Genomic DNA, 19,287 nt, shown 5'->3' with positions numbered 1-19,287 from the left:
GAAATTATTTTATTAATGAAATAAACTTCTTTAGCAGTTCTAAAAAGCTACATTAAATGATTTGTTATCTTTGATTAAACTCGTTTAACTTTAATTCCTTTTAAACAAACCACACAAATTAATTCTGATTCACATGTATCTTCATAGAGCGGAGAAAGATTCATGTAAAAATACCAATAGAATTACCATTTCCTTTCAAACAAAATTATGACATTCTCCAGTTGTAACGAACGACTACAACTCTAAATTGAGTTATAAGACACTAAAAAAATTTTTATCACAAAGAATTATTTAGATAAACTTTCTTGATATAGGGCATTATTTATTTCAGAATTACTTTAGTCTAAACGGTAAAAATTTTTTCAAATAAAATTACAGGTTCCAATTTCAACTGAACCCATCATGAGGAGTTATACACCAACATTGAATTCTACCAAAAATTGATTCATAAATGAAGAAGATGATCATTATTGGTGCAACATCCGGGATTGGAGAATCCCTCGCCCGGCAAGCCATTAGAAAAGGCTATAAGGTTGGCGGAACCGGCCGCAGGGTTCAAAGACTGGAGCAAATGAAAGATGAGCTTGGAGAGCATTTCCACTATCGCGAAATGGATGTAGTGAAAAAAATGAAGGCCAGTTCAAAACTGCTGTCCCTGGTAGAGGAGATGGGCGGAATGGATATAATTGTATTGAATGCGGGTATTTCCAACTACCCGGCATCTTCAATTATTTCCATGGAACAGGAAATAATTGATGTGAACGTAAGTGGCTTTGTTCAACTTTTTGGGGAGGCATTTCAATATTTCAGACAACAAGGACACGGGCATATTGTAGGGGTTTCATCCATCGCCGGTTTGTTCGGTTCCTCGAGGGCAGCACCCTACAGTGCCTCGAAAGCGTTTATTTCAACTTATATGCAGGCCTACCGGCAACGGTGTAATAGTGCAGGTTACGATATCACTATTACAGATGTTAAACCCGGTTTCGTGAAAAGTGAAATGATTGAAGGCAAGAAAGGACTCTTTTGGGTTGCGGAAACAGAGAAGGCAGTCCGACAGATGCTGACCGATATCGAGAAGAAAAAATCGTACTCATACATTACCCGTCGGTGGCGGTTCGTGGCATGGCTCATTAAACTGACACCCAACTGGGTCATTGACAGACTTTAACATCTACCTACAAAAAAAGGTACAGCAACAACATGATAAATGGCAGTGTAAAAACCCAGTTGCCTCTCCAGTATGTTTGATATTCTCGTTCCATCGTTATGGGGTATTGTTCTTTCATTTCCATCATTGATTCTTCGTACGACAGAAGGTTTTTTTTGTTCCCGCAAAGCGGGTTTAAGGTTTCTGGTTTAATGTTTAAGGTTGTTTGATAGAAAAGTTTGAAGATCTGGAAATATGGCAGGAAGCACGGATTCTTTCCAAAGTAATTTTTCAAATGACTCAGAAGAAACCATTTAGGAATGATTTCAAATTGAAAAATCAGATAAAAGGATCTTCCGGATCAATCATGGATAACATAGCAGAAGGTTTTGAGCGAGGTGGAAATAGGGAATTCATTCAATTTTTGAGCATAGCCAGAGGCTCATGCGGAGAAACTCGCTCTCAACTGTATCGAGCATTTGACTACAAATATATCAAGGAGGAGGAATTGAGAGAATCACTAAAGAGATGCATAAAACTAAGCAAGAAAATTTCATCCTTCATGAACTATCTCAATAAGAGTAATTATAAGGGTTCAAAACGTCATAAACCTTAAACCACAAACTTTTAAACTTTAAACCATCTTTATCCTAACCAAGCCACCCTTCCCGATCCAAACTTCGATACTGAATCGCCTCGGCGATATGATGTGATCGAATCTCTTCGGATCGTTCGAGGTCAGCGATGGTTCGGGAGACTTTGAGAATTCGGTCATACGCGCGGGCGGAAAGTCCCAACGTGTTCATCGCTTTTTTAAGCATATTTTCACCCGCATCGTCTATGGGACAAATTTTCCGGGCCAGTTTTGTATTCATCTGGGCATTGGAGTGCACATTTTCGATGCCCATGAATCGCCGGTTTTGAATTTCGCGTGCATCCACCACACGCTCACGAATTTGTTTGGAGCTTTCTCCTTTGGCTTTGGCGGAGAGTTCATCAAAGCTCACTTTTTCTACATCGATGTGAAGGTCAATACGGTCCAACAGCGGTCCGCTGATCTTCCCTAAATATCGCTGCATCTGCATATTTGTGGCGCCGTTTGTATCGGTCGGATCGTACCAATCTCCTGTCGGTGAGGGATTCATGGACGCCACCAGCATAATCCTGCTCGGATAACTCACACTCATTCTAGCCCGAGAAATATTCACGATTCCATCCTCCAGGGGCTGACGCATCACTTCCAGCGCACTTCGTTTGAACTCCGGTAGTTCATCCAAAAAGAGAACTCCATTGTGAGCCATCGAAATCTCTCCCGGCATTGGAATGCTTCCACCACCCACCAATGCCACATCCGAAACGGTGTGGTGCGGACTTCGAAAGGGACGTTGTGTAACAAGTGATTTTCCCGGCTCAACCAAACCTGCAACAGAATGAATTTTTGTGGTTTCAAGAGCTTCATCCAGCGAAAGCGGTGGTAAAATGGTGGGAAGCCGACGGGCCATCATCGTTTTTCCTGATCCGGGCGGGCCGACCATAATAACGTTATGTAATCCGGCCGCAGCAACTTCCAGTGCCCTTTTTACATTTTCCTGTCCGCGAACATCTTCAAAATCAAGGATCTCATGCTCCCCACTCTTCTGAAACAAAGATTCAAGGTCAATATCAATAATCGGGTGTGAATTTTCATCCTCCAGCCACTCCATCACTTCGTTGATATCATTGAATGCCACAACATTTATTCCATCCACCACACCTGCTTCGGCACCGTTATCCTTCGGAACCAGTACATATTCCAAACCACGGTCCCTGGCTTCCACAACCATCGGCAGAATTCCTTTAATGGGCCGAAGTTGACCGTCCAGTGCCAACTCTCCTGCAATCAGAGATTTTTCCAGTTTATCACTTTCAATCTGCTCGGAAACGGCAAGCAGGCTTACAGCAATCGGCAAATCAAACGCACTCCCCTCTTTGGGCAGATCGGCCGGTGCCAGGTTTACGGTGATCTTTCCCCGCGGAAAATTCGCGCCGGCATTTTTCAAAGCGGCATCAATCCGGTCTTTCGATTCGCTAACGGCGCGATCGGGCAATCCTACCAAAAAGTATTTCGGTACTCCGCCGCTCATGTTCACTTCAACTTCAATTAAACGGGCATCCACGCCAATGGTAGATGCACAATAGACTCTTGAAAGCATAGTTCGTTTTGTATCTTTTTTAATGGTTATCCCGTAGTATGAACTATGAAAAGTCAATCCCTTACAAAAAAATCTAAAAGAAACGGTGAAATCATGGAAACAACGCAAAAAACCATCTTCGAAGAAATTCGCGGAACCGTTGACGAGATTATTGCACAAATCAAGAAAATTATTAAAGAAGGAAATGCACGGCGAATTCTAATCAAGAACAAAGAAGGAAAAACTCTTTTCCAGAGTCAATTGACCATCGGTGCTGCCGGCATTGCACTTTTAGCTGTTTATGCACCCCTCATTACGGCTGTTACAACAATTCTCTTGTATGCGAATGATGCCAAAGTATTCATTGAAAGGGAAATTGGTGAAGACGAGGATGAATACGAAGTGGAGGCAGAAGTGATTGAAATTAATGATGACGATGAGGAAGAGGAAAAGGAGACGAAGTCTGAATCTGAGGAAGAGGGTGAAGATTCTGAGAAAGAGTAAACATTTCAGAGCCTAACTTTCAAATTAATTGCTCAAGCGAGATTAAAGTCATCCCCCATTGTCCGCTTCGAAGGGGGACACTCCTTACATCATTTACAAGTAGTCATTCATCGGATGAGTGAACAAACCAATATCTCTATCCTAAGCAAATATACTCATCCGATGAATTAATCTATTCCATGCCCGGCTTGGCGAGCCGGGTTACGCTTATTTCAAGTGTGCCCAATCCATAGCTGGCGCAAGCGTCACGCTTGTGCCTTTTTTATAGAGAACACAAACATGATGCCTTCGCTATCGCAAATATTGAATGAATCCAGGCTCAGTGAGCCGGGTTACGTTTATTTCCAGTGCTCCTGGGCGAGGGCTTCCTCATCAATTTCGTTCTCAGCTAAATATCGTTCCGCGTCGAGTGCAGCGCGACATCCCGTTCCGGCGGCGGTTACAGCCTGGCGGTAAATGGGGTCCATCGCATCCCCACTTGCAAAAATTCCGGGTAGATCGGTCTCGGTTGACTGACCTTTCGTTTGGATATATCCAACATCATCCATTGTAAGAACACCTTTGAAGAGATCCGTATTTGGCTTGTGGCCAATCGCGATAAAAACACCGGTTACGTCATCAAGAGTGGTAACCTCTTCTGTTTTGTTGTTGTAGATTTTAACACCTTCTACAACTTTTTCCCCAAGAACTTCCTGGAGTTCAGAATCCCACATAAATTCAATTTTATCATTATTGAAGGCACGGGTCTGCATCGCTTTGGAAGCACGGAGTTCATCACGTCGGTGAATTACCGTCACTTTTGATGCAAACTTGGTTAGAAATGTAGCCTCTTCCATTGCCGTATCACCGCCGCCAACTATAATCACGTGTTGATTGCGGAAAAACGCTCCATCACAGGTTGCACAGGCGCTCACACCTTTTCCTCTCAAACGCTGCTCACTTGGCAGATCCAGCCATTTTGCCGAGGCACCGGTTGAGATGATGATCGATTTAGCATAAAGGGTTGTTTCTTCATCTACCGTAACTTTATAAGGCCGCTTATCAAATTCGATATTTGTCACATATCCATATCTGCAATCAGCTCCAAACCTTTTAGCTTGCTCCCTGAAATCTTCCATCATTTTTGGCCCCATTACCCCTTCCGGGTATCCGGGATAGTTTTCGACGTCAGTGGTTTGCATCAATTGCCCGCCGGGTTCAGGTCCCTCAAAAATAATTGGATTCAGATCAGCTCTTGCTGCATAAAGCGCAGCTGTAAGCCCTGCGGGGCCACTTCCGATGATTACTACGTCTAATGTTTTGTTTTGTATATCTTCCATTTTTAAACTCAATTTTATTTTTCTTTTTAAAGGTAAGAAAAATCATGCGTTCTTATAGTCAATAATGTCTATCAATATGATAACTTTTAGAAAAGATTACCTATAATTTTCAAAGAAACGCTTCCAATCCAGACCTTTTGTTGCAAATAAAATAAAAATCGCTAAGTTACCCGAAACCATGACAAAGGAGGACTTAAATTGATAGTTGGAGTTTGTAAAGAGACTCAGGAAAACGAAAAACGTGTAGCTTTAACTCCTGAGGGGGCAGAAAAATTGATTTCCCTCGGCCTGGAGATATTAATTGAGAAGGATGCAGGAGTTGCATCGAGCTATACAGATGAACAATATAAAGAAGCCGGTGCTTCCATTGAGTCAGACAGAAGTACCATTCTCAAAAAAAGTGAACTGTTTTTGGCCGTCCAGGCACCGGATAAAGAGACCGTCAAAAAACTCAATGAAGGAACTGTTCTGGTATCCTTCATCTGGCCGCTCCAAAACGCTGAGTATGTTGAACTGTTGAAAAAGCAGGGATTACGTGCCATGGCGATGGATACCATTCCACGAATCAGCCGGGCTCAATCGATGGATGCACTCTCTTCGATGAGCAATATTGCAGGATATAAAGCTGCATTGATGGGTGCCGATCATCTCGACAAATATATGCCAATGATGATGACTGCCGCCGGTACTATTCGCCCGGCAAAAGTTCTTGTTTTGGGTGCCGGTGTTGCGGGATTACAGGCTATTGCTACTGCCAAACGACTTGGTGCCGTGGTTGAATCTTTTGATATCCGGCCTGAGGTGAAGGAGCAGGTTGAAAGCCTTGGAGCTACATTTGTGGAAGTTCCTCTTGAGGAGGAAGAAACACAATCCAAGGGTGGTTATGCCAAGGAGCTTTCCAAAAGTAACCAGGAGCGTCAGCGGGAAGTAATTCATGAACATGTGAAAAAGTCAGATATCGTAATCACCACAGCATTGATTCCCGGTAAACCAGCCCCGCTTCTGGTAACCAGGGCAATGGTTGAAGATATGAAACCAGGATCTGTTGTGGTTGATATTGCCGCTGAACAGGGTGGTAACTGTGAGGTTACAGAGCCGGGAGAAACGATTAATCATAATGGTGTTCTTGTTGCAGGTCCGCTGAACATTCCAAGTTCACTTGCATTTCATGCGAGTAAACTTTACTCCAAGAACTTGCTCTCACTGCTCGACCTGTTGATTGAAGAAGGAAAACCGAACTTCAATTTCGAAGACGAAATCATTCTGAATGCTACAATCACGAACAACGGCGAAATTGTTTCACCATTTGTGAAAGAGAATCGTTAGGCTAACGGACAGATAAGCATCAATCAACCCCCAAAATATCTTATTAAAGGCACAAGCGAGACGCTTGCGTCAGCATATTTTAAATAATCATGACACAATATTCATAACATGGAAGACCTGATTTTTAATCTTTTTATCTTTGTTCTGGCCTCTTTTATCGGCTTTGAACTGATCTCAAAGGTACCGCCCACATTGCACACTCCCCTTATGTCCGGGGCAAATGCTATTTCGGGTATCACTCTCATTGGAGCATTGATTATATCCGGTGCAACCGGCGGTGCATTCTCACACTGGATCGGTTTTGCTGCCATTGTTTTTGCTACCATCAACGTGGTGGGTGGATTTATGGTAACCGACCGAATGCTTGAAATGTTCAAGAAAAAGGAGGATGATCAATGAGCCAGTTTCTACCTGAAGCCATTCAATCTTTCCTGCCTAACGTTATCCAGCTAATTTACCTGGTTGCCACCGGTTTCTTTATCGTTGGAATTAGACGACTGGGATCCCCGGCAACCGCACGATCCGGAAATCAGCTCGCTTCAATCGGGATGCTGATCGGTGTGGCCGTCACACTTTTTGACCAGGAGATTATCAGTTTTGAATTTATTGTAGCCGGGGTTGTTATCGGCGCGGCAATCGGTGTCTTTGCAGCCAAAAAAGTTCAAATGACGGCGATGCCGGAGATGGTAGCTGTCTTTAACGGATTTGGCGGCGGTGCCTCAGCTTTGGTTGCCTGGGGTGAACTAGCTCGGCTTAATCCCACGATGTTCGATACTCAGAGCCTCATAACAACCGGACTCAGTATCCTGATCGGTTCGATCACCTTTACCGGAAGTTTTATTGCATTTGGAAAACTGAAGGGATTCATCGGTGGTGGACGAATCGCACTGCCCGGCCAAAACATCATCAATCTCGTATTAACGGCGGTAGCTCTCTTTTTGGTCGGATGGTTTACTATTGATCCTGCTAATCAAGTCATATTCTGGTCGCTCTTCGGATTAGCCCTTTTGATCGGGGTACTAACCGTACTTCCAATTGGCGGTGCAGATATGCCCGTGGTGATCTCGCTGTTGAACTCTTACTCGGGGATTGCGGCTTCAATGGCCGGTTTTGTTCTCGGAAACAACTTATTGATCATTAGTGGTGCACTTGTTGGGGCGGCCGGTTTGATCCTCACCAATATCATGTGTAAAGCAATGAACCGGACACTAACAAATGTACTTTTCGGTGCATTTGGGGGTGGAGAAGAGGGTCCTTCTGCAATCGGTGATTCAGACAAAACCGTGCAGCAAACGTTTGCAGACGACGTCGCTATTCAGTGTGCCTATGCTAAAAAAGTAGTCATTGCACCGGGTTACGGATTAGCAGTAGCCCAGGCTCAGCACGTACTGAAAGAGGTTGCGAATTTGCTTGAAAACAAAGGTGTAGAAATAAAATATGCCATCCATCCCGTTGCAGGACGAATGCCGGGACACATGAATGTATTATTGGCTGAAGCAGATGTTCCGTACGATCAGCTTTACGATATGGAGGAGATCAATCCGGAATTTGCTTCTACGGACGTTGTTCTGATAATCGGAGCAAATGATGTAGTAAATCCGGCTGCAAAAACATCACCCGGTAGTCCTATTTACGGTATGCCCATTTTAGATGTGGATGATGCCGACCGCACCATTATCTTCAAGAGAAGTTTAAGCCCCGGTTATGCCGGAATAGATAATGCACTTTTTTACAGTGATAAAAACCAGATGTTCTTCGGGGATGCAAAGAAATCTCTGCAAGAACTGGCTACTGCTATAAAAGAATTAGATTAAACAACCTTCAAGTGTACAGCTGAGCGAAGTTCCTTTCCCAAAGGTATCGCCTTGCGGGAAGAATTGTGGGTACACGGGTCGTTCACAATAATCGGTTAGCCTCCAAACCAGCCACTCTTGGAGGTCCTGCGGACTTCAAGGTGGCTCGATCGGAAGAATCTCCAAGGTTCTGTTGATAAAAATTATAACGAGAATACGGAAGTAACTCTTCAACAAGAAACCTTGGAGGTTTTAACTCTCAGGCCTTATTCAACCGGTAAAATTCGACTAATTGATCCGTTCGATTCATTACTGAAGTAGATGTAACCGTCGGGTGCTTGCTCTACATCGCGTATTCGGCCGATCCCTTCAAGAATTCGTTCTTCTTTCACAAATTCCTCTCCATCTACAACAATCCTGGAGATCAATTGAAATGCCAATGCTCCATTCAGGATATCTCCTTTCCATCCGGGGTAATTATCACTTGTTACAAACGCCATTCCGGAGGGTGCAATCGAAGGATCCCAATACCAAATCGGCTGTTCCATCCCAGCTCTTGCAGTGTCATCCGTAAATGATGTTCCATTGTAGTTAATACCATAGGAGATTTCCGGCCAGCCGAAATTTATGCCGCCCTCTTTGTGTACATTAATTTCATCACCACCGCGCGGCCCATGTTCGTTGGTCCAGATAATGCCTGTTTCAGGGTGAAGATCCATTCCCTGCGGATTACGTACGCCATAAGTATACGCAGCATCAATCCCTTCGCTGCCAACAAAAGGATTGTCTTCGGGTACAGTTCCGTCATCATGCAAACGGTAAATTTTTCCGCCGTCCCGGTTTATATCCTGTGGGTTTACATCGCGATTGCCCCTGTCTCCGATGCTAAAAAACATATAACCCTGGTTGTCGAATTTAATTCGGCTGCCAAAGTGTTGACCTCTGTCGGTAGAGGGAGTTGCCGAGTACAACTCTTCAAGATCAATTAATGAATGAGATTCTTCATCGTAACGAGCACGCACAATCGCAGTGTTTGCTCCACCATCTCCGGGTTTAGAATAGCTGAAATAGAGCCAGCCGTTTTCGTCGTATTGAGGATGCGGTTCCACATCAAGCAAGCCACCCTGACCTTCAGCCCACACTTCTGGAACGCCTCCAATCGGATCGTCGACTAATTCACCATTTCTTACGAGGTGCATGTCACCATCACGTTCGGTAAAAATCATATTTCCATTCGGCAAAAATGCCATTCCCCAAACTACTTCAACTCCCTCAACAACATTTTGTACGTGGAAGTCGAACTCTTCGGATTCATAGATTTCATCAATCGTATCCGGTAGTTGGAAGTAATAATCGGAGGCATAACTTAATTCAACTTCTCCGTTTTCAACCTGTTTGGAAGTGCTGGAATCACTTGAACAGGCAGTAAACTGAAAAATTAAAAATAAAACCACCATTAAAATTTTAAAGGCTCCTTCAATTGTTTTCATAGTCAGGAATTCATTAATTGTCATTCTAATTGATTTGGCATAAAATGCCTTTGGATTTAATAATCAAACAAAGAAGTTAAACATATCATCTGTAAAAAGATGCAAAGTAATTTTTCGTTTCAGACATTCATTTGGGGATTCATTTTATTGATAACTATAAGTCATTCCTCCTATTCCCAGAATTACAATACTCATCAAGATCTTCGAACAGACCTGCTGATTGCGGGAGGTGGTGCGAGCGGAGTTTCAGCTGCTATACAGGCTGCCCGCTCAGATTTGGATGTAATTATTGTCGAACCAACACCCTGGCTTGGCGGTATGTTAACAGCGGCCGGGGTTAGTGCTACAGATGGCAATCATAATTTACCCTCCGGCATCTGGGGGGAATTTCGGCTGGAGCTCCGGGATTACTACGGCGGTCCGGAAGCACTTTCTACCGGGTGGGTCAGTAATACTCATTTTGAACCCCATGTAGGAAATGAAATTTTAAACAAAATGGTGGATCAATATCCCAATATTCGCCGTTTTCACGGGTATTCAGTTCAAAAAGTATTTTTAAAAAAAAATCGTGTTACGGGAGCTGCTTTCGTTAGTGATAGCGGAAAGATCTTAAACATTGAAGCTACAATAAGTATTGATGCAACTGAGTATGGAGATTTGATGGCCATGTCCGGAGCTGACTATTTTATCGGTTTAGATCCGAGAGACCGGACAGGGGAAGAGATTGCACCAACTTATGGTAATTCCATGATACAGGACCTTACCTACACAGCTATTTTGAAAGATTACGGGGCTGGCGCGGATATGACGATCTCAAGACCCCCTAATTATCAACCCTCTATTTTTGAGAACGCCTGTAAAGAAGTGAGTGAAAACCCAGATGAGTTTGAGGGCGTAGATTGTGAAACAATGCTCGATTATGCCAAACTTCCGAACGACAAATACCTCATCAACTGGCCGAATAACGGAAATGATTACTATCTGAATATGATTGAAAACACCCCGGCCGAACGAGAAATTCTATTGGAGGAGGCCAAAAACCGAACCCGCCAATTCATCTATTTCATACAAACGGAGATTGGTTTTAAAAATTTAGGGATCGCTGATGATGAGTTCGATACTGAAGATCACTTTCCCCACATCGCCTACCACAGAGAATCGCGACGGCTAAATGGATTGACCATGCTGACGATGAATGAGCTGATCGATCCATATGAAGCAGAAACAGGATTATACAAAACAGCAATTGGTGTAGGAGATTATCCACTTGACCATCATCGCCGGCTAAATCCCTCACCAACTGAAAGCCTTCTTGAAGAAGGTGATCGCGAACCCTTTGAATTTGAAACACACTTTGGTGCATTTCCACCTATCCCATCATTCTCCGTACCGCTCGGCAGTTTGATACCCAAGGAAGTTGATGGATTGATCGTTGCAGAGAAGAGTATCTCCGTTAGCAGTATCGCAAATGGGTCGAGTCGATTGCAGCCTGTTGTGATGACGATTGGCCAGGCTGCCGGAGCTGCCGCCGCTTTGAGTGTGAAACAGGAAATTCAGCCGAGAGATCTGTCTGTAAGGGGTGTTCAACAACAGCTGTTAGATTCGGGCGCTTGGTTACTGCCGTTTATGGACACAACTCCCGGTGACCGGCATTTTGAACCTTTACAACGACTTGGCGTGAGTGGCGTATTAAAGGGCGAAGGAATCCCATATGCATGGGCCAATCAAACCAAAATTTATCCTGATAGCATGATGACGATCTCTCAAGTTGAGGAGGCTTTGAGTATCGCAAGTGACGGAAGTCAAGAGATTGATTTAGAATCCACTGAAGATGAGGTTGCAACAAGAGATGAAGTCGTACTCACTGTATGGAGATTGGCCGGTTCCCCTGAACCAACGGATGAAATTGATTTCAATGATATTTCACCCGATGACCGCTCGTACAAAGCTTGGCAATATGCTATGCAAGAGGGATGGACGAGTGATTGGATCGAAAGCATGCAACTTGACCCGGAGAAAATCATACAGAGAAAAGAGTTTGCGGCCCTGGTTGACAAAGCATTGAATCCTTTTGAAAACATTCCGGTCTCAATTGTACCGGAAGAATACCCGGAAAAGCGGTAATTATCGTTCAGATTTATCGACCGTTTTTTCCTCCTGCTTGGTGGCTTTTTGAAGTGAAAAGGAAAAAGTACTCCCTTTTTTAGGTGCACTGGATACCCAAATCGCCTCATCATGTTTGTCGATAAACTCTTTGCACAACATCAAGCCCATGCCAATTCCCTTCTCTCCCTGTGTGCCCACTTTTTGTTGAATTTTTTCTGATGAAAAGAGTTTGTCCTGCTCCTCTTTTGAAATCCCCACACCTGAATCTTCAACAGAGATGACTACCTTTTCATCTTTTTCCTCAAGAGATATTTCCACAATGGAATCTCTACCTGAAAATTTTATGGCATTTGAAATCAAATTCCTAATAACAGACAAAATCATATTTCTGTCTGCCCACACATAATGGGCTTCATCAATTAAATTCCGTACAAATATATTCTTAAAGGTTGATTGAGCATCGGTCATGGATATCGCTTCATCCACTAAATCCGTGATGTCAATCGTTTCAAATTTTGTCACCAATCCACCCTCCTTTGAGCTTGACCACTGAAGCAGATTCTCCAATAACGCCAGGGTGTTTCGCCCGGAATCCAACAGCATGTTCATCATCTCTACCTGCTCTTGTTCTCCCTTTTGCTCAAACTCATTTTTAATCAACTCTATGTATCCCAGAATTGCAGAAAATGGGTTCCTTAGGTCGTGTGCAAGAATCGATTGCAGCTTATTTTTTTCTTCGATGTGTTTTTTAAGCTCCTCGTTCGATACTCTTAACTCATCTGTCCTCTCATCAACTTTTTGCTCAAGCTGGCGGTTGTATTTTTGGATACTTCTCAAACGATACCGAAATGCAGCGACTATGAGAATACCTGAAAGAACCAAGATGCCAAGATAAAACCAAACGCTTTGCCAAAATGGTGGTTCTACGCTGAATGAAATGGTTGCGGCCTGCGTGCTCCAAACGTTGTCGTTATTTGATGCTCTGACTTTAAACGAATAGTCGCCTGCAGGAATTCTTGAATAAACCGCTTCACCATTGTTTTCGGCACTCAACCAGTCCTCATCAAAACCTTCCAACATGTACTCATAGCGATTGTATTCCGGGTTTTTGAAACTTAAACCTGCAAACCGGAAAATAACACGCTGGGCGCTGTAGGGTATTGATTCTAACTGCGACGGCTGATAACTCTCTCCATCAATTTCAATCTGTTCAATGTAAGTATTGGGTGGTTCCTCATTTCGCTCCATCCGGCGTGTATTAATAACATTTACTCCCTGGACTGTTGGTATGAGCAGTTCCCCATTCTCTGTCAACTGGCTGGATGGCAGGAAGCCACCATTTGTTTCTCGAATTGTCATACCTTCGCTTACTCCAATTCGAGAAACTTGTAGTTGATCAACATCTTCGTTCAAGTAACGATCAAGCTGGTCTTGGTTAATAAAGAAAACGCCAAGATTTCCTCCCAGCCAAAGATCTCCATCTTCGTCGAAGGAAAGCTGAGAGATTGTATTATCAAATAATCCATCTTCGGTTGAAATTACCTCAGGCTCCTCACCCGGCTCGTAAACAATCAAACCTGAGCCGTAACTTCCAAACCATAATCGGCCGGAATTATCTTGTGCTATCGTTCGAAAACTGGATAATCCGAGTGCAGATATTGATTCAATTCTATCTATTTCATCTCCCTGCAATCTGCCGACTCCCTCATCGGTAGCCACAAAGATATCACCATTTTGGCTTTCAAAAATCATCCGAACGGCTGCAAGGGTTTCTCCTTCGCTGTTGGTTATAGGAATTGTTTCATTGTTTGATGATTTGAATAGTCCATTTGAATATGTTCCAAACCAAATAGACCCGTTACTGTCTTCAAAAATGGAGAGAAAGACTGATACATCTTCAAATATTGGTGGGTTATAACGTTCAAACCTGTCACTTCCCGGTTCACTAAAATAAACACCACCGCTCCAAGTACCGGTCCATATGTTACCATTGGACTCCTCCATTAAAGACCACACGCATTCATTGCCTAACCCATTTTCTGAACCAAACCGTTGTACATCGTTTCCATCGAATTTATAAATACCATCGCAATTGGCACCGACGTAAACAGTTCCATCACTGCTCTTCAAAATTCCGGTTATTCCCTGGTCATCCAATTCATCAAAATCACTCCCGAGGTAAACGGGAGTTGAAACAAATTTATTTATTCCATTTGCCATCGATGCAGCCCATAGTGATCCCTCGTGATCAATCATCAGGTCTATCACATTCGTACGATTGTAATAGGTGAATTTCAATTCAGATAACCGAGTGCTGAAAATACCATCCCTGCCATATACTAACAGTTCATCATTATGGGGTAGAAAACCATGCAAAGCAGCCTGATTAACATCATCCCGTGAAAACAGCAATTCGGCCCGTTCGTTATATCGAAACAAACCGGCTTCCGTCATCAGGTACAGTTCATTGTTAATGAAATGCAGATCCATGAACTGTGTAACATTATCGATCTGTATCAGAGAATCATTCTGAAAGTAAACAACATTGTTCCTTAATTCCGCTATTGTCAATAAATCATCAAAATTATCCGGGTTCATTTGAATAATTTCATCGGTATATACAACATAAATTGATTCATGGTTGATCAACAGGCGATTTACATATTTACCCGGGAGCTTCTCGAGGTCTATTACCTCTCCATCTTGAATTGTAAATACACCACTACTTGTACCTATCCATGGCGTGTTATCTGAAGTAAAATTAAACGACGTAGTCTTAATATTCTTAGTGGATACCTGTCGGTCTAATGAATAGGTATGAACAGAATCGGAATCCATATCTATCTTGATAAATCCATCCTGCTCTAACCCTGCCCAAATATTTCCCTCAAGATCTTCACTTACCGCGGTAAAACGGTTGGATTCGAGGCTACTGATACTGCTTGAATTATAAGTTTTAAACTCTAAACCGTTATACCGAACAAGTCCATTATAGGTAGCCGCCCAAATATAACCCTTACTATCTTGATACATTCCATTTGTACCATTCGCAGGGAGTCCATTTTCTGTGGTAAATTCTCTCTCTACTACATATTGATTCTCTGTAATGTTGCCCATATCACTAGCCTGAGAAAAAGCAACGAATGGCAGTAACAGTAATCCTGTAATTATAGATAATAAATTAGCCCTCTTTTGAGTACATGTAACCATATCAACAGATTGAGATGGATTTTACTAACTTTACAAAAAAATCGAGCCAAATTATAGAATTTTATATTTTAAACCACCTCAATAGATCGGATCGATGACATATCCGTCAAACTTGCAACATCAATTTGATTTATTATTCAATCCAGTCTGTAAGTGCCGCTCAGGTTAAACGGGAGAGTTTCAAACCCGGAAAATCCCCTGATATCGGCTGAGACTTTTGCCGAACCATTCAATTGATATTGAAATTCTTTCTCACCCTTTAACATATCAATCAATACAGATCCCATTTGAGAAGAGTTCAGCCGAATGGGTATGGTAATCAATTCACTCTGTGAACCATCCAGGTTTAAATCTCTGTCCAGAGTTGTATTAAGCCATTCATTTCCATTCACTTCGAGGTTGTAGAAGGCATCTGCAAATGATATACCGAATGAGTTGGGGTTCTGTACTCTTATTGATGCTACCATCTCGGCACCCGAAAATGAGAGTTCTTTTACATTAAAATTGTCGAGTTCTATTCGAGGAGGTTTTGGAATTGGGAGCTCGCCCTCTGCACTAACAGGAACTCGTTGTCTGCCAATCCCAGCAATATCAAACTGTACCTCACTGGATATTCGGTAGGCGATTGAATCCCTCCTCGCAACTGAACCGATGGTATCAAAGACCTCTGAAAAAGTAAGTGAGACCGGGACCTGTACGATGCTCTTTGACTGCCCTGCAATTCTTAGGTTTTCGGTTTGAATGCCGGTTACAAACTCTTCTCCATTGATGAAAAACTCATAGCGGTACTGATCGGCCGATACGCCAAAGCTATTGGGGTTGTCCACCTCAAAATCAAAAAGCAGAGTCACATCACTGAAGGATATATCATCAACGGACATCTTACTATAACGAACAGATGGCTTCTGAATGTTCGATAGATCCCTTAGGGTGTTGCAGCTGGAAAGGGTTATTAAGACGATGCTAAACAGAATAATTTTTTTCATAGAACCTTTAACTCAATGAATGATAAAATGTTGCTGTTAAATGACTCTTCAAGATAACGTTAATGTAGAAGTAAGAATTTACAATTCTCTAATATTGTTATAATTTCCGGTTTCATTATCTTCATATATTAGAAAATTTTAACAATTTGGCTTTTTTGTGCTCTCATTTCTGGATCTTTTGATTCTTATCGCCTTCGCATCTGATCGATTCGATGATGAATCAGAATTGTATAAAGCAATTAAACATGGGGATGACAATGCTTTCAAAAAGTTCTTCGATGCACATTATGATGCTTTATTTGTCTTTCTTCGTAACAGAAATATTAGCAGGGAAGTAGCAGAAGACTTAATTCAGAAAGCATTCCTTTACATTTGGGAACACCGGAAAAGAATCAAACCGGATCTGTCTCTGAAAGCCTATCTCTATCGCATCGCTTATACAAGGATGCTGAACTATTTAGAGCAGGAGCCAAATCACACTACTCTTGAAAAACATGTAAATGGCACAAAGAAAACACCACTCGATACTATTGAATACAAGGATTTACGCACAGCTTTTGAGAAAGCTGTTTCTGATTTACCGGAAAGACGCCGGGCAGTTTTTGAAAGTTGCTTTATCGAAGATCTGACATACAAAGAAACAGCTGAGCAGCTTTCAATTAGTGTAAAAACTGTGGAAAACCATATGGCACTGGCTTTTAAAGACTTAAGAAAAGAATTAGAAATTTTTAATAAAATATAAAAAATTATTAGGGGTACCCCGTCAGGTCTGCTGTATAAATGGTAAATAAATCATCTAAAAATTAAGGAAAATGAAACAGACAGACATGCTCAAAAAATTTTGGTTCATCATTCTTACTCTTTTTGCAGTTCTTTTTTACAGTTGCGATATCAGCGATTCTAATAAATCTGACGTAACTGAAGAGTTAAGTCAAGAAGAACTTGAAGTTGCCGGACAAATAATTGCCGAATCTCTTTCAGATGAAAAAGATGGAATCTTTGCCAGCCTGAACGATGCATTCTCTCTTCCATCAAGCAGTAATTTAACCGGAAGTTCAGTTGAGAAGGGAAAATATGCCTCCGTGGTGTTTAATGCGGCCATGGCTGAAAATTACAAAAACACTACGAATAACTACTCTTACGAATATGATCCTGAAAGCGGCATCCATTTTGTTGATTTTAACCGGTCAGTTAATGAGCAAGATCTTTCGAAAGAAACAACTGCCCAGCTTGAGTATATATATTACGATATTGACGGGAACTACATCTACTCTCCCCGTTTAGACAGCGATCTGATCGAAACCATTGAATATAATGGAACACGATCCGGTTCTATTGAAACACCGGACAAAACCTCCTCCTACGAAAGAAATGATGAATTTCTGATAAGTGGACTTACTTCCGGAGGGGCTATCGTCATAGAAACCGGCTTGCACGAGGGCAGCGGACAGTTTAAAGTGACCCGGGATAACGGAGATACTATTGAAAGAAATTACACACTTACCGTTGAATTTTTGGACGTCCAGATAAATTCCCAAACCATGTCAGATGGTTCATTACAGAAAAGTGTCGAGGGAGCACTTGCCTATGAAATGATGATCAACAAGACCCAAAATGGCGATGAGAGCATGAAAACCGTGAACGGAACCATTGAATTTAACGGAGACGGTACAGCTCTTCTTCGATTCCAAAACATTCTCGATGATTTTAAAGTAACGCTTGAACAGGGTAACCTGATCGCAGACAATGAATTTGAAGGGTACGTCAATTCGGTAGATACTGAAGCCGATCCACAGCAATTTACACTTTCAGATGGAAACAGTTACCTCTTTGGAACAGATACTGAAATTGACCCTGAAGGAGACATTTCAACCCTTGGCGGAGTTCAGAGTATATTGAATGCGGGAATTCGCGTTGAAGCCGAAGGAACCTTTTCTGAAAATACCGACGGAGCTTTTATTATCCAGACTGTAAAATTTGAATATGAAGACGACGATCTGGAGTTTGAGGGAATTGTTGCATCCGCTGATGGAGATGAAACCACATTTACACTTGCAGGGGAAGACGGCGAGACTCTCAATATCACAGAAGAAACCAGTTTTGATGAAGAGGGAGATCTTACATCGTTCGAGGGGCTTTTATGGGCACTCGACAACGACTACTCAGTTGAAACCGAGGGTGAATTCATGCCCGGAGAAGAGGGTGCTAAAGATGTAACAGAGGTTAAATTTGAGTACGAGGATGAAGATTTTGAGTTTGAAGATGACGTTGCTTCCGTTGATAGTGATGCTGGTACTTTTACTCTCGAAAATGGCGAAACTTATATTATTGACGAAAACACCAACTTCCATGAGCGCAGTGATTTAAACACGCTTGAGGAGGTTGCTAATGCTCTATCATCGGGTGGGGAAGTTGAAGCAGAAGGTGAATACTCACCACAACCTGACGAGTCACGAACTGCGGTTACTGTGAAATTTGAAACCGATGCTGATGACGATGGTGAAGATAATGGCAACGATGATGAGGAACGTGATGAAAAAGATTTTAGTGGAGAAGTAGAGTCAGCTGATGCTTCCTCTGAGTCATTTACACTGCGTAGCACTATGGTGATCCAAACAAACGAAGAAACGGAGTTTGGAGACGATATACAGTCCATTGGAAACCTGGTTGGTGCAATTCAGCGGGGTGATGAGATCACTGTTGAAGGTGAGTATTATAAAGATTCAGAAGGCAATAATATTGCATTGGAACTCGATTTTGAGGTCAACCGGAGAAATGGAGATGATGAGGATGAAGAAGGCCAAACTAAATTTGTATTTGAAGGTCCGGTAAGTTCTGCTGATGCCTCCTCCAAGACATTTCGGGTGAATGAGATTACCTTCTACATTACCAATGAAACTGAACTTGAGGGCGATCTAAACTCACTTGGCAATTTAGTGGGTGCCCTCCAGCGAGGGGATGACGTTGAAGCCGAGGGTGAGTATTTCACGGATGAAGACGATCGAAACATCGTTACTGAAGTTGAATTTGAAGCCGAAGGACGTGATGACGACGAAGATGGAGACGACGACGGCGATGATGATGGTGACGATGATGAGGACCGCGATGAACTCGAGTTTGACGGGTCAATTACATCGGCAACAAGCTCCACGTTTATGATCAATGGCCTGACATTTACCGTAAACGATGATACCGACATTGAAGGTGACGATGGTGTGAATACTCTCGATGA

General features: G+C 42.5%; 14 protein-coding genes. 9 read left to right on the top strand and 5 right to left on the bottom strand.

Annotation, left to right across the window (positions count from 1 at the left end; translation table 11 throughout):
- Positions 1-451: 451 nt before the first annotated feature.
- Together L6773_RS19975 and L6773_RS21855 are read left to right on the top strand one after the other, a co-directional pair.
- Positions 452-1,171 carry an SDR family NAD(P)-dependent oxidoreductase gene (locus tag L6773_RS19975; protein WP_237856382.1) on the top strand — a complete coding sequence of 240 codons (720 nt, stop codon included), beginning with the start codon at positions 452-454 and terminating at the stop codon, positions 1,169-1,171.
- Positions 1,172-1,376: 205 nt separating this feature from the next.
- Positions 1,377-1,766: a four helix bundle protein gene (locus tag L6773_RS21855; protein ID WP_369431603.1), complete on the top strand. Its 390-nt coding sequence runs from the start codon at positions 1,377-1,379 to the stop codon at positions 1,764-1,766.
- A 34-nt stretch (positions 1,767-1,800) separates the two neighbouring features.
- Here L6773_RS21855 and L6773_RS19970 read toward each other — a convergent pair whose 3' ends face one another.
- Positions 1,801-3,342 (bottom strand): YifB family Mg chelatase-like AAA ATPase, encoded by a 1,542-nt coding sequence (locus L6773_RS19970; RefSeq protein WP_237856381.1) that lies wholly within the window; start codon positions 3,340-3,342, stop codon positions 1,801-1,803.
- A 93-nt stretch (positions 3,343-3,435) separates the two neighbouring features.
- Here L6773_RS19970 and L6773_RS19965 point away from each other — a divergent pair, with 93 nt between their 5' ends.
- Complete coding sequence (locus L6773_RS19965) at positions 3,436-3,825, top strand: DUF4342 domain-containing protein (protein WP_237856380.1); 390 nt, start codon at positions 3,436-3,438, stop codon at positions 3,823-3,825.
- A gap of 338 nt (positions 3,826-4,163) precedes the next feature.
- Here L6773_RS19965 and trxB read toward each other — a convergent pair whose 3' ends face one another.
- Complete coding sequence (gene trxB, locus L6773_RS19960) at positions 4,164-5,144, bottom strand: thioredoxin-disulfide reductase (RefSeq protein WP_237856379.1); 981 nt, start codon at positions 5,142-5,144, stop codon at positions 4,164-4,166.
- Between the two features lie 198 nt (positions 5,145-5,342).
- Between trxB and L6773_RS19955 the strand changes: the two genes are divergently transcribed.
- The 3 genes from L6773_RS19955 (at position 5,343) to L6773_RS19945 (ending at position 8,284) form a co-directional block, all read left to right on the top strand.
- On the top strand, positions 5,343-6,470 hold the full coding sequence (locus L6773_RS19955; RefSeq protein WP_237856378.1) for a Re/Si-specific NAD(P)(+) transhydrogenase subunit alpha: 1,128 nt from the start codon (positions 5,343-5,345) through the stop codon (positions 6,468-6,470).
- Between the two features lie 108 nt (positions 6,471-6,578).
- Positions 6,579-6,869 (top strand): NAD(P) transhydrogenase subunit alpha part 2, encoded by a 291-nt coding sequence (locus tag L6773_RS19950; RefSeq protein WP_237856377.1) that lies wholly within the window; start codon positions 6,579-6,581, stop codon positions 6,867-6,869.
- Complete coding sequence (locus L6773_RS19945) at positions 6,866-8,284, top strand: NAD(P)(+) transhydrogenase (Re/Si-specific) subunit beta (protein ID WP_237856375.1); 1,419 nt, start codon at positions 6,866-6,868, stop codon at positions 8,282-8,284. Before L6773_RS19950 ends, L6773_RS19945 begins: the two co-directional genes overlap by 4 nt.
- Before the next feature lie 245 nt (positions 8,285-8,529).
- On the opposite strand, the gene L6773_RS19940 is transcribed toward L6773_RS19945, so the two are convergent.
- Positions 8,530-9,753 carry a PQQ-dependent sugar dehydrogenase gene (locus L6773_RS19940; RefSeq protein ID WP_237856374.1) on the bottom strand — a complete coding sequence of 408 codons (1,224 nt, stop codon included), beginning with the start codon at positions 9,751-9,753 and terminating at the stop codon, positions 8,530-8,532.
- Positions 9,754-9,852: 99 nt separating this feature from the next.
- Between L6773_RS19940 and L6773_RS19935 the strand changes: the two genes are divergently transcribed.
- Positions 9,853-11,877: an FAD-dependent oxidoreductase gene (locus tag L6773_RS19935; protein WP_237856373.1), complete on the top strand. Its 2,025-nt coding sequence runs from the start codon at positions 9,853-9,855 to the stop codon at positions 11,875-11,877.
- Here L6773_RS19935 and L6773_RS19930 read toward each other — a convergent pair whose 3' ends face one another.
- Both L6773_RS19930 and L6773_RS19925 read right to left on the bottom strand, forming a co-directional pair.
- Positions 11,878-14,976: a sensor histidine kinase gene (locus L6773_RS19930; protein WP_237856372.1), complete on the bottom strand. Its 3,099-nt coding sequence runs from the start codon at positions 14,974-14,976 to the stop codon at positions 11,878-11,880.
- A gap of 230 nt (positions 14,977-15,206) precedes the next feature.
- Positions 15,207-16,055 carry an LEA/WHy family protein gene (locus L6773_RS19925; RefSeq protein WP_237856371.1) on the bottom strand — a complete coding sequence of 283 codons (849 nt, stop codon included), beginning with the start codon at positions 16,053-16,055 and terminating at the stop codon, positions 15,207-15,209.
- A 157-nt stretch (positions 16,056-16,212) separates the two neighbouring features.
- On the opposite strand from L6773_RS19925, the gene L6773_RS19920 reads away from it, so the two are divergent.
- Positions 16,213-16,797: an RNA polymerase sigma-70 factor gene (locus L6773_RS19920; RefSeq protein ID WP_237856370.1), complete on the top strand. Its 585-nt coding sequence runs from the start codon at positions 16,213-16,215 to the stop codon at positions 16,795-16,797.
- A gap of 85 nt (positions 16,798-16,882) precedes the next feature.
- The coding region (locus L6773_RS19915; protein WP_237856368.1) for a DUF5666 domain-containing protein at positions 16,883-19,287 on the top strand (2,405 nt) is incomplete at its 3' end.

Source organism: Rhodohalobacter sulfatireducens (assembly GCF_022012475.1).
Taxonomy (GTDB): domain Bacteria; phylum Bacteroidota; class Rhodothermia; order Balneolales; family Balneolaceae; genus Rhodohalobacter; species Rhodohalobacter sulfatireducens.
Note: the sequence above shows the minus strand (reverse complement) of the source record. Positions and strands in the feature narration are given on the sequence as shown.

Excerpts from the sequence above, each read along its gene's own strand:
- L6773_RS19975 (WP_237856382.1), top strand. The coding sequence starts at position 452 with ATGAAGAAGATGATCATTATTGGTGCAACATCCGGGATTGGAGAATCC.
- L6773_RS19970 (WP_237856381.1), bottom strand. The coding sequence starts at position 3,342 with ATGCTTTCAAGAGTCTATTGTGCATCTACCATTGGCGTGGATGCCCGT.
- L6773_RS19965 (WP_237856380.1), top strand. The coding sequence starts at position 3,436 with ATGGAAACAACGCAAAAAACCATCTTCGAAGAAATTCGCGGAACCGTT.
- trxB (WP_237856379.1), bottom strand. The coding sequence starts at position 5,144 with ATGGAAGATATACAAAACAAAACATTAGACGTAGTAATCATCGGAAGT.
- L6773_RS19950 (WP_237856377.1), top strand. The coding sequence starts at position 6,579 with ATGGAAGACCTGATTTTTAATCTTTTTATCTTTGTTCTGGCCTCTTTT.
- L6773_RS19945 (WP_237856375.1), top strand. The coding sequence starts at position 6,866 with ATGAGCCAGTTTCTACCTGAAGCCATTCAATCTTTCCTGCCTAACGTT.
- L6773_RS19940 (WP_237856374.1), bottom strand. The coding sequence starts at position 9,753 with ATGAAAACAATTGAAGGAGCCTTTAAAATTTTAATGGTGGTTTTATTT.
- L6773_RS19935 (WP_237856373.1), top strand. The coding sequence starts at position 9,853 with ATGCAAAGTAATTTTTCGTTTCAGACATTCATTTGGGGATTCATTTTA.
- L6773_RS19930 (WP_237856372.1), bottom strand. The coding sequence starts at position 14,976 with ATGGGCAACATTACAGAGAATCAATATGTAGTAGAGAGAGAATTTACC.
- L6773_RS19925 (WP_237856371.1), bottom strand. The coding sequence starts at position 16,055 with ATGAAAAAAATTATTCTGTTTAGCATCGTCTTAATAACCCTTTCCAGC.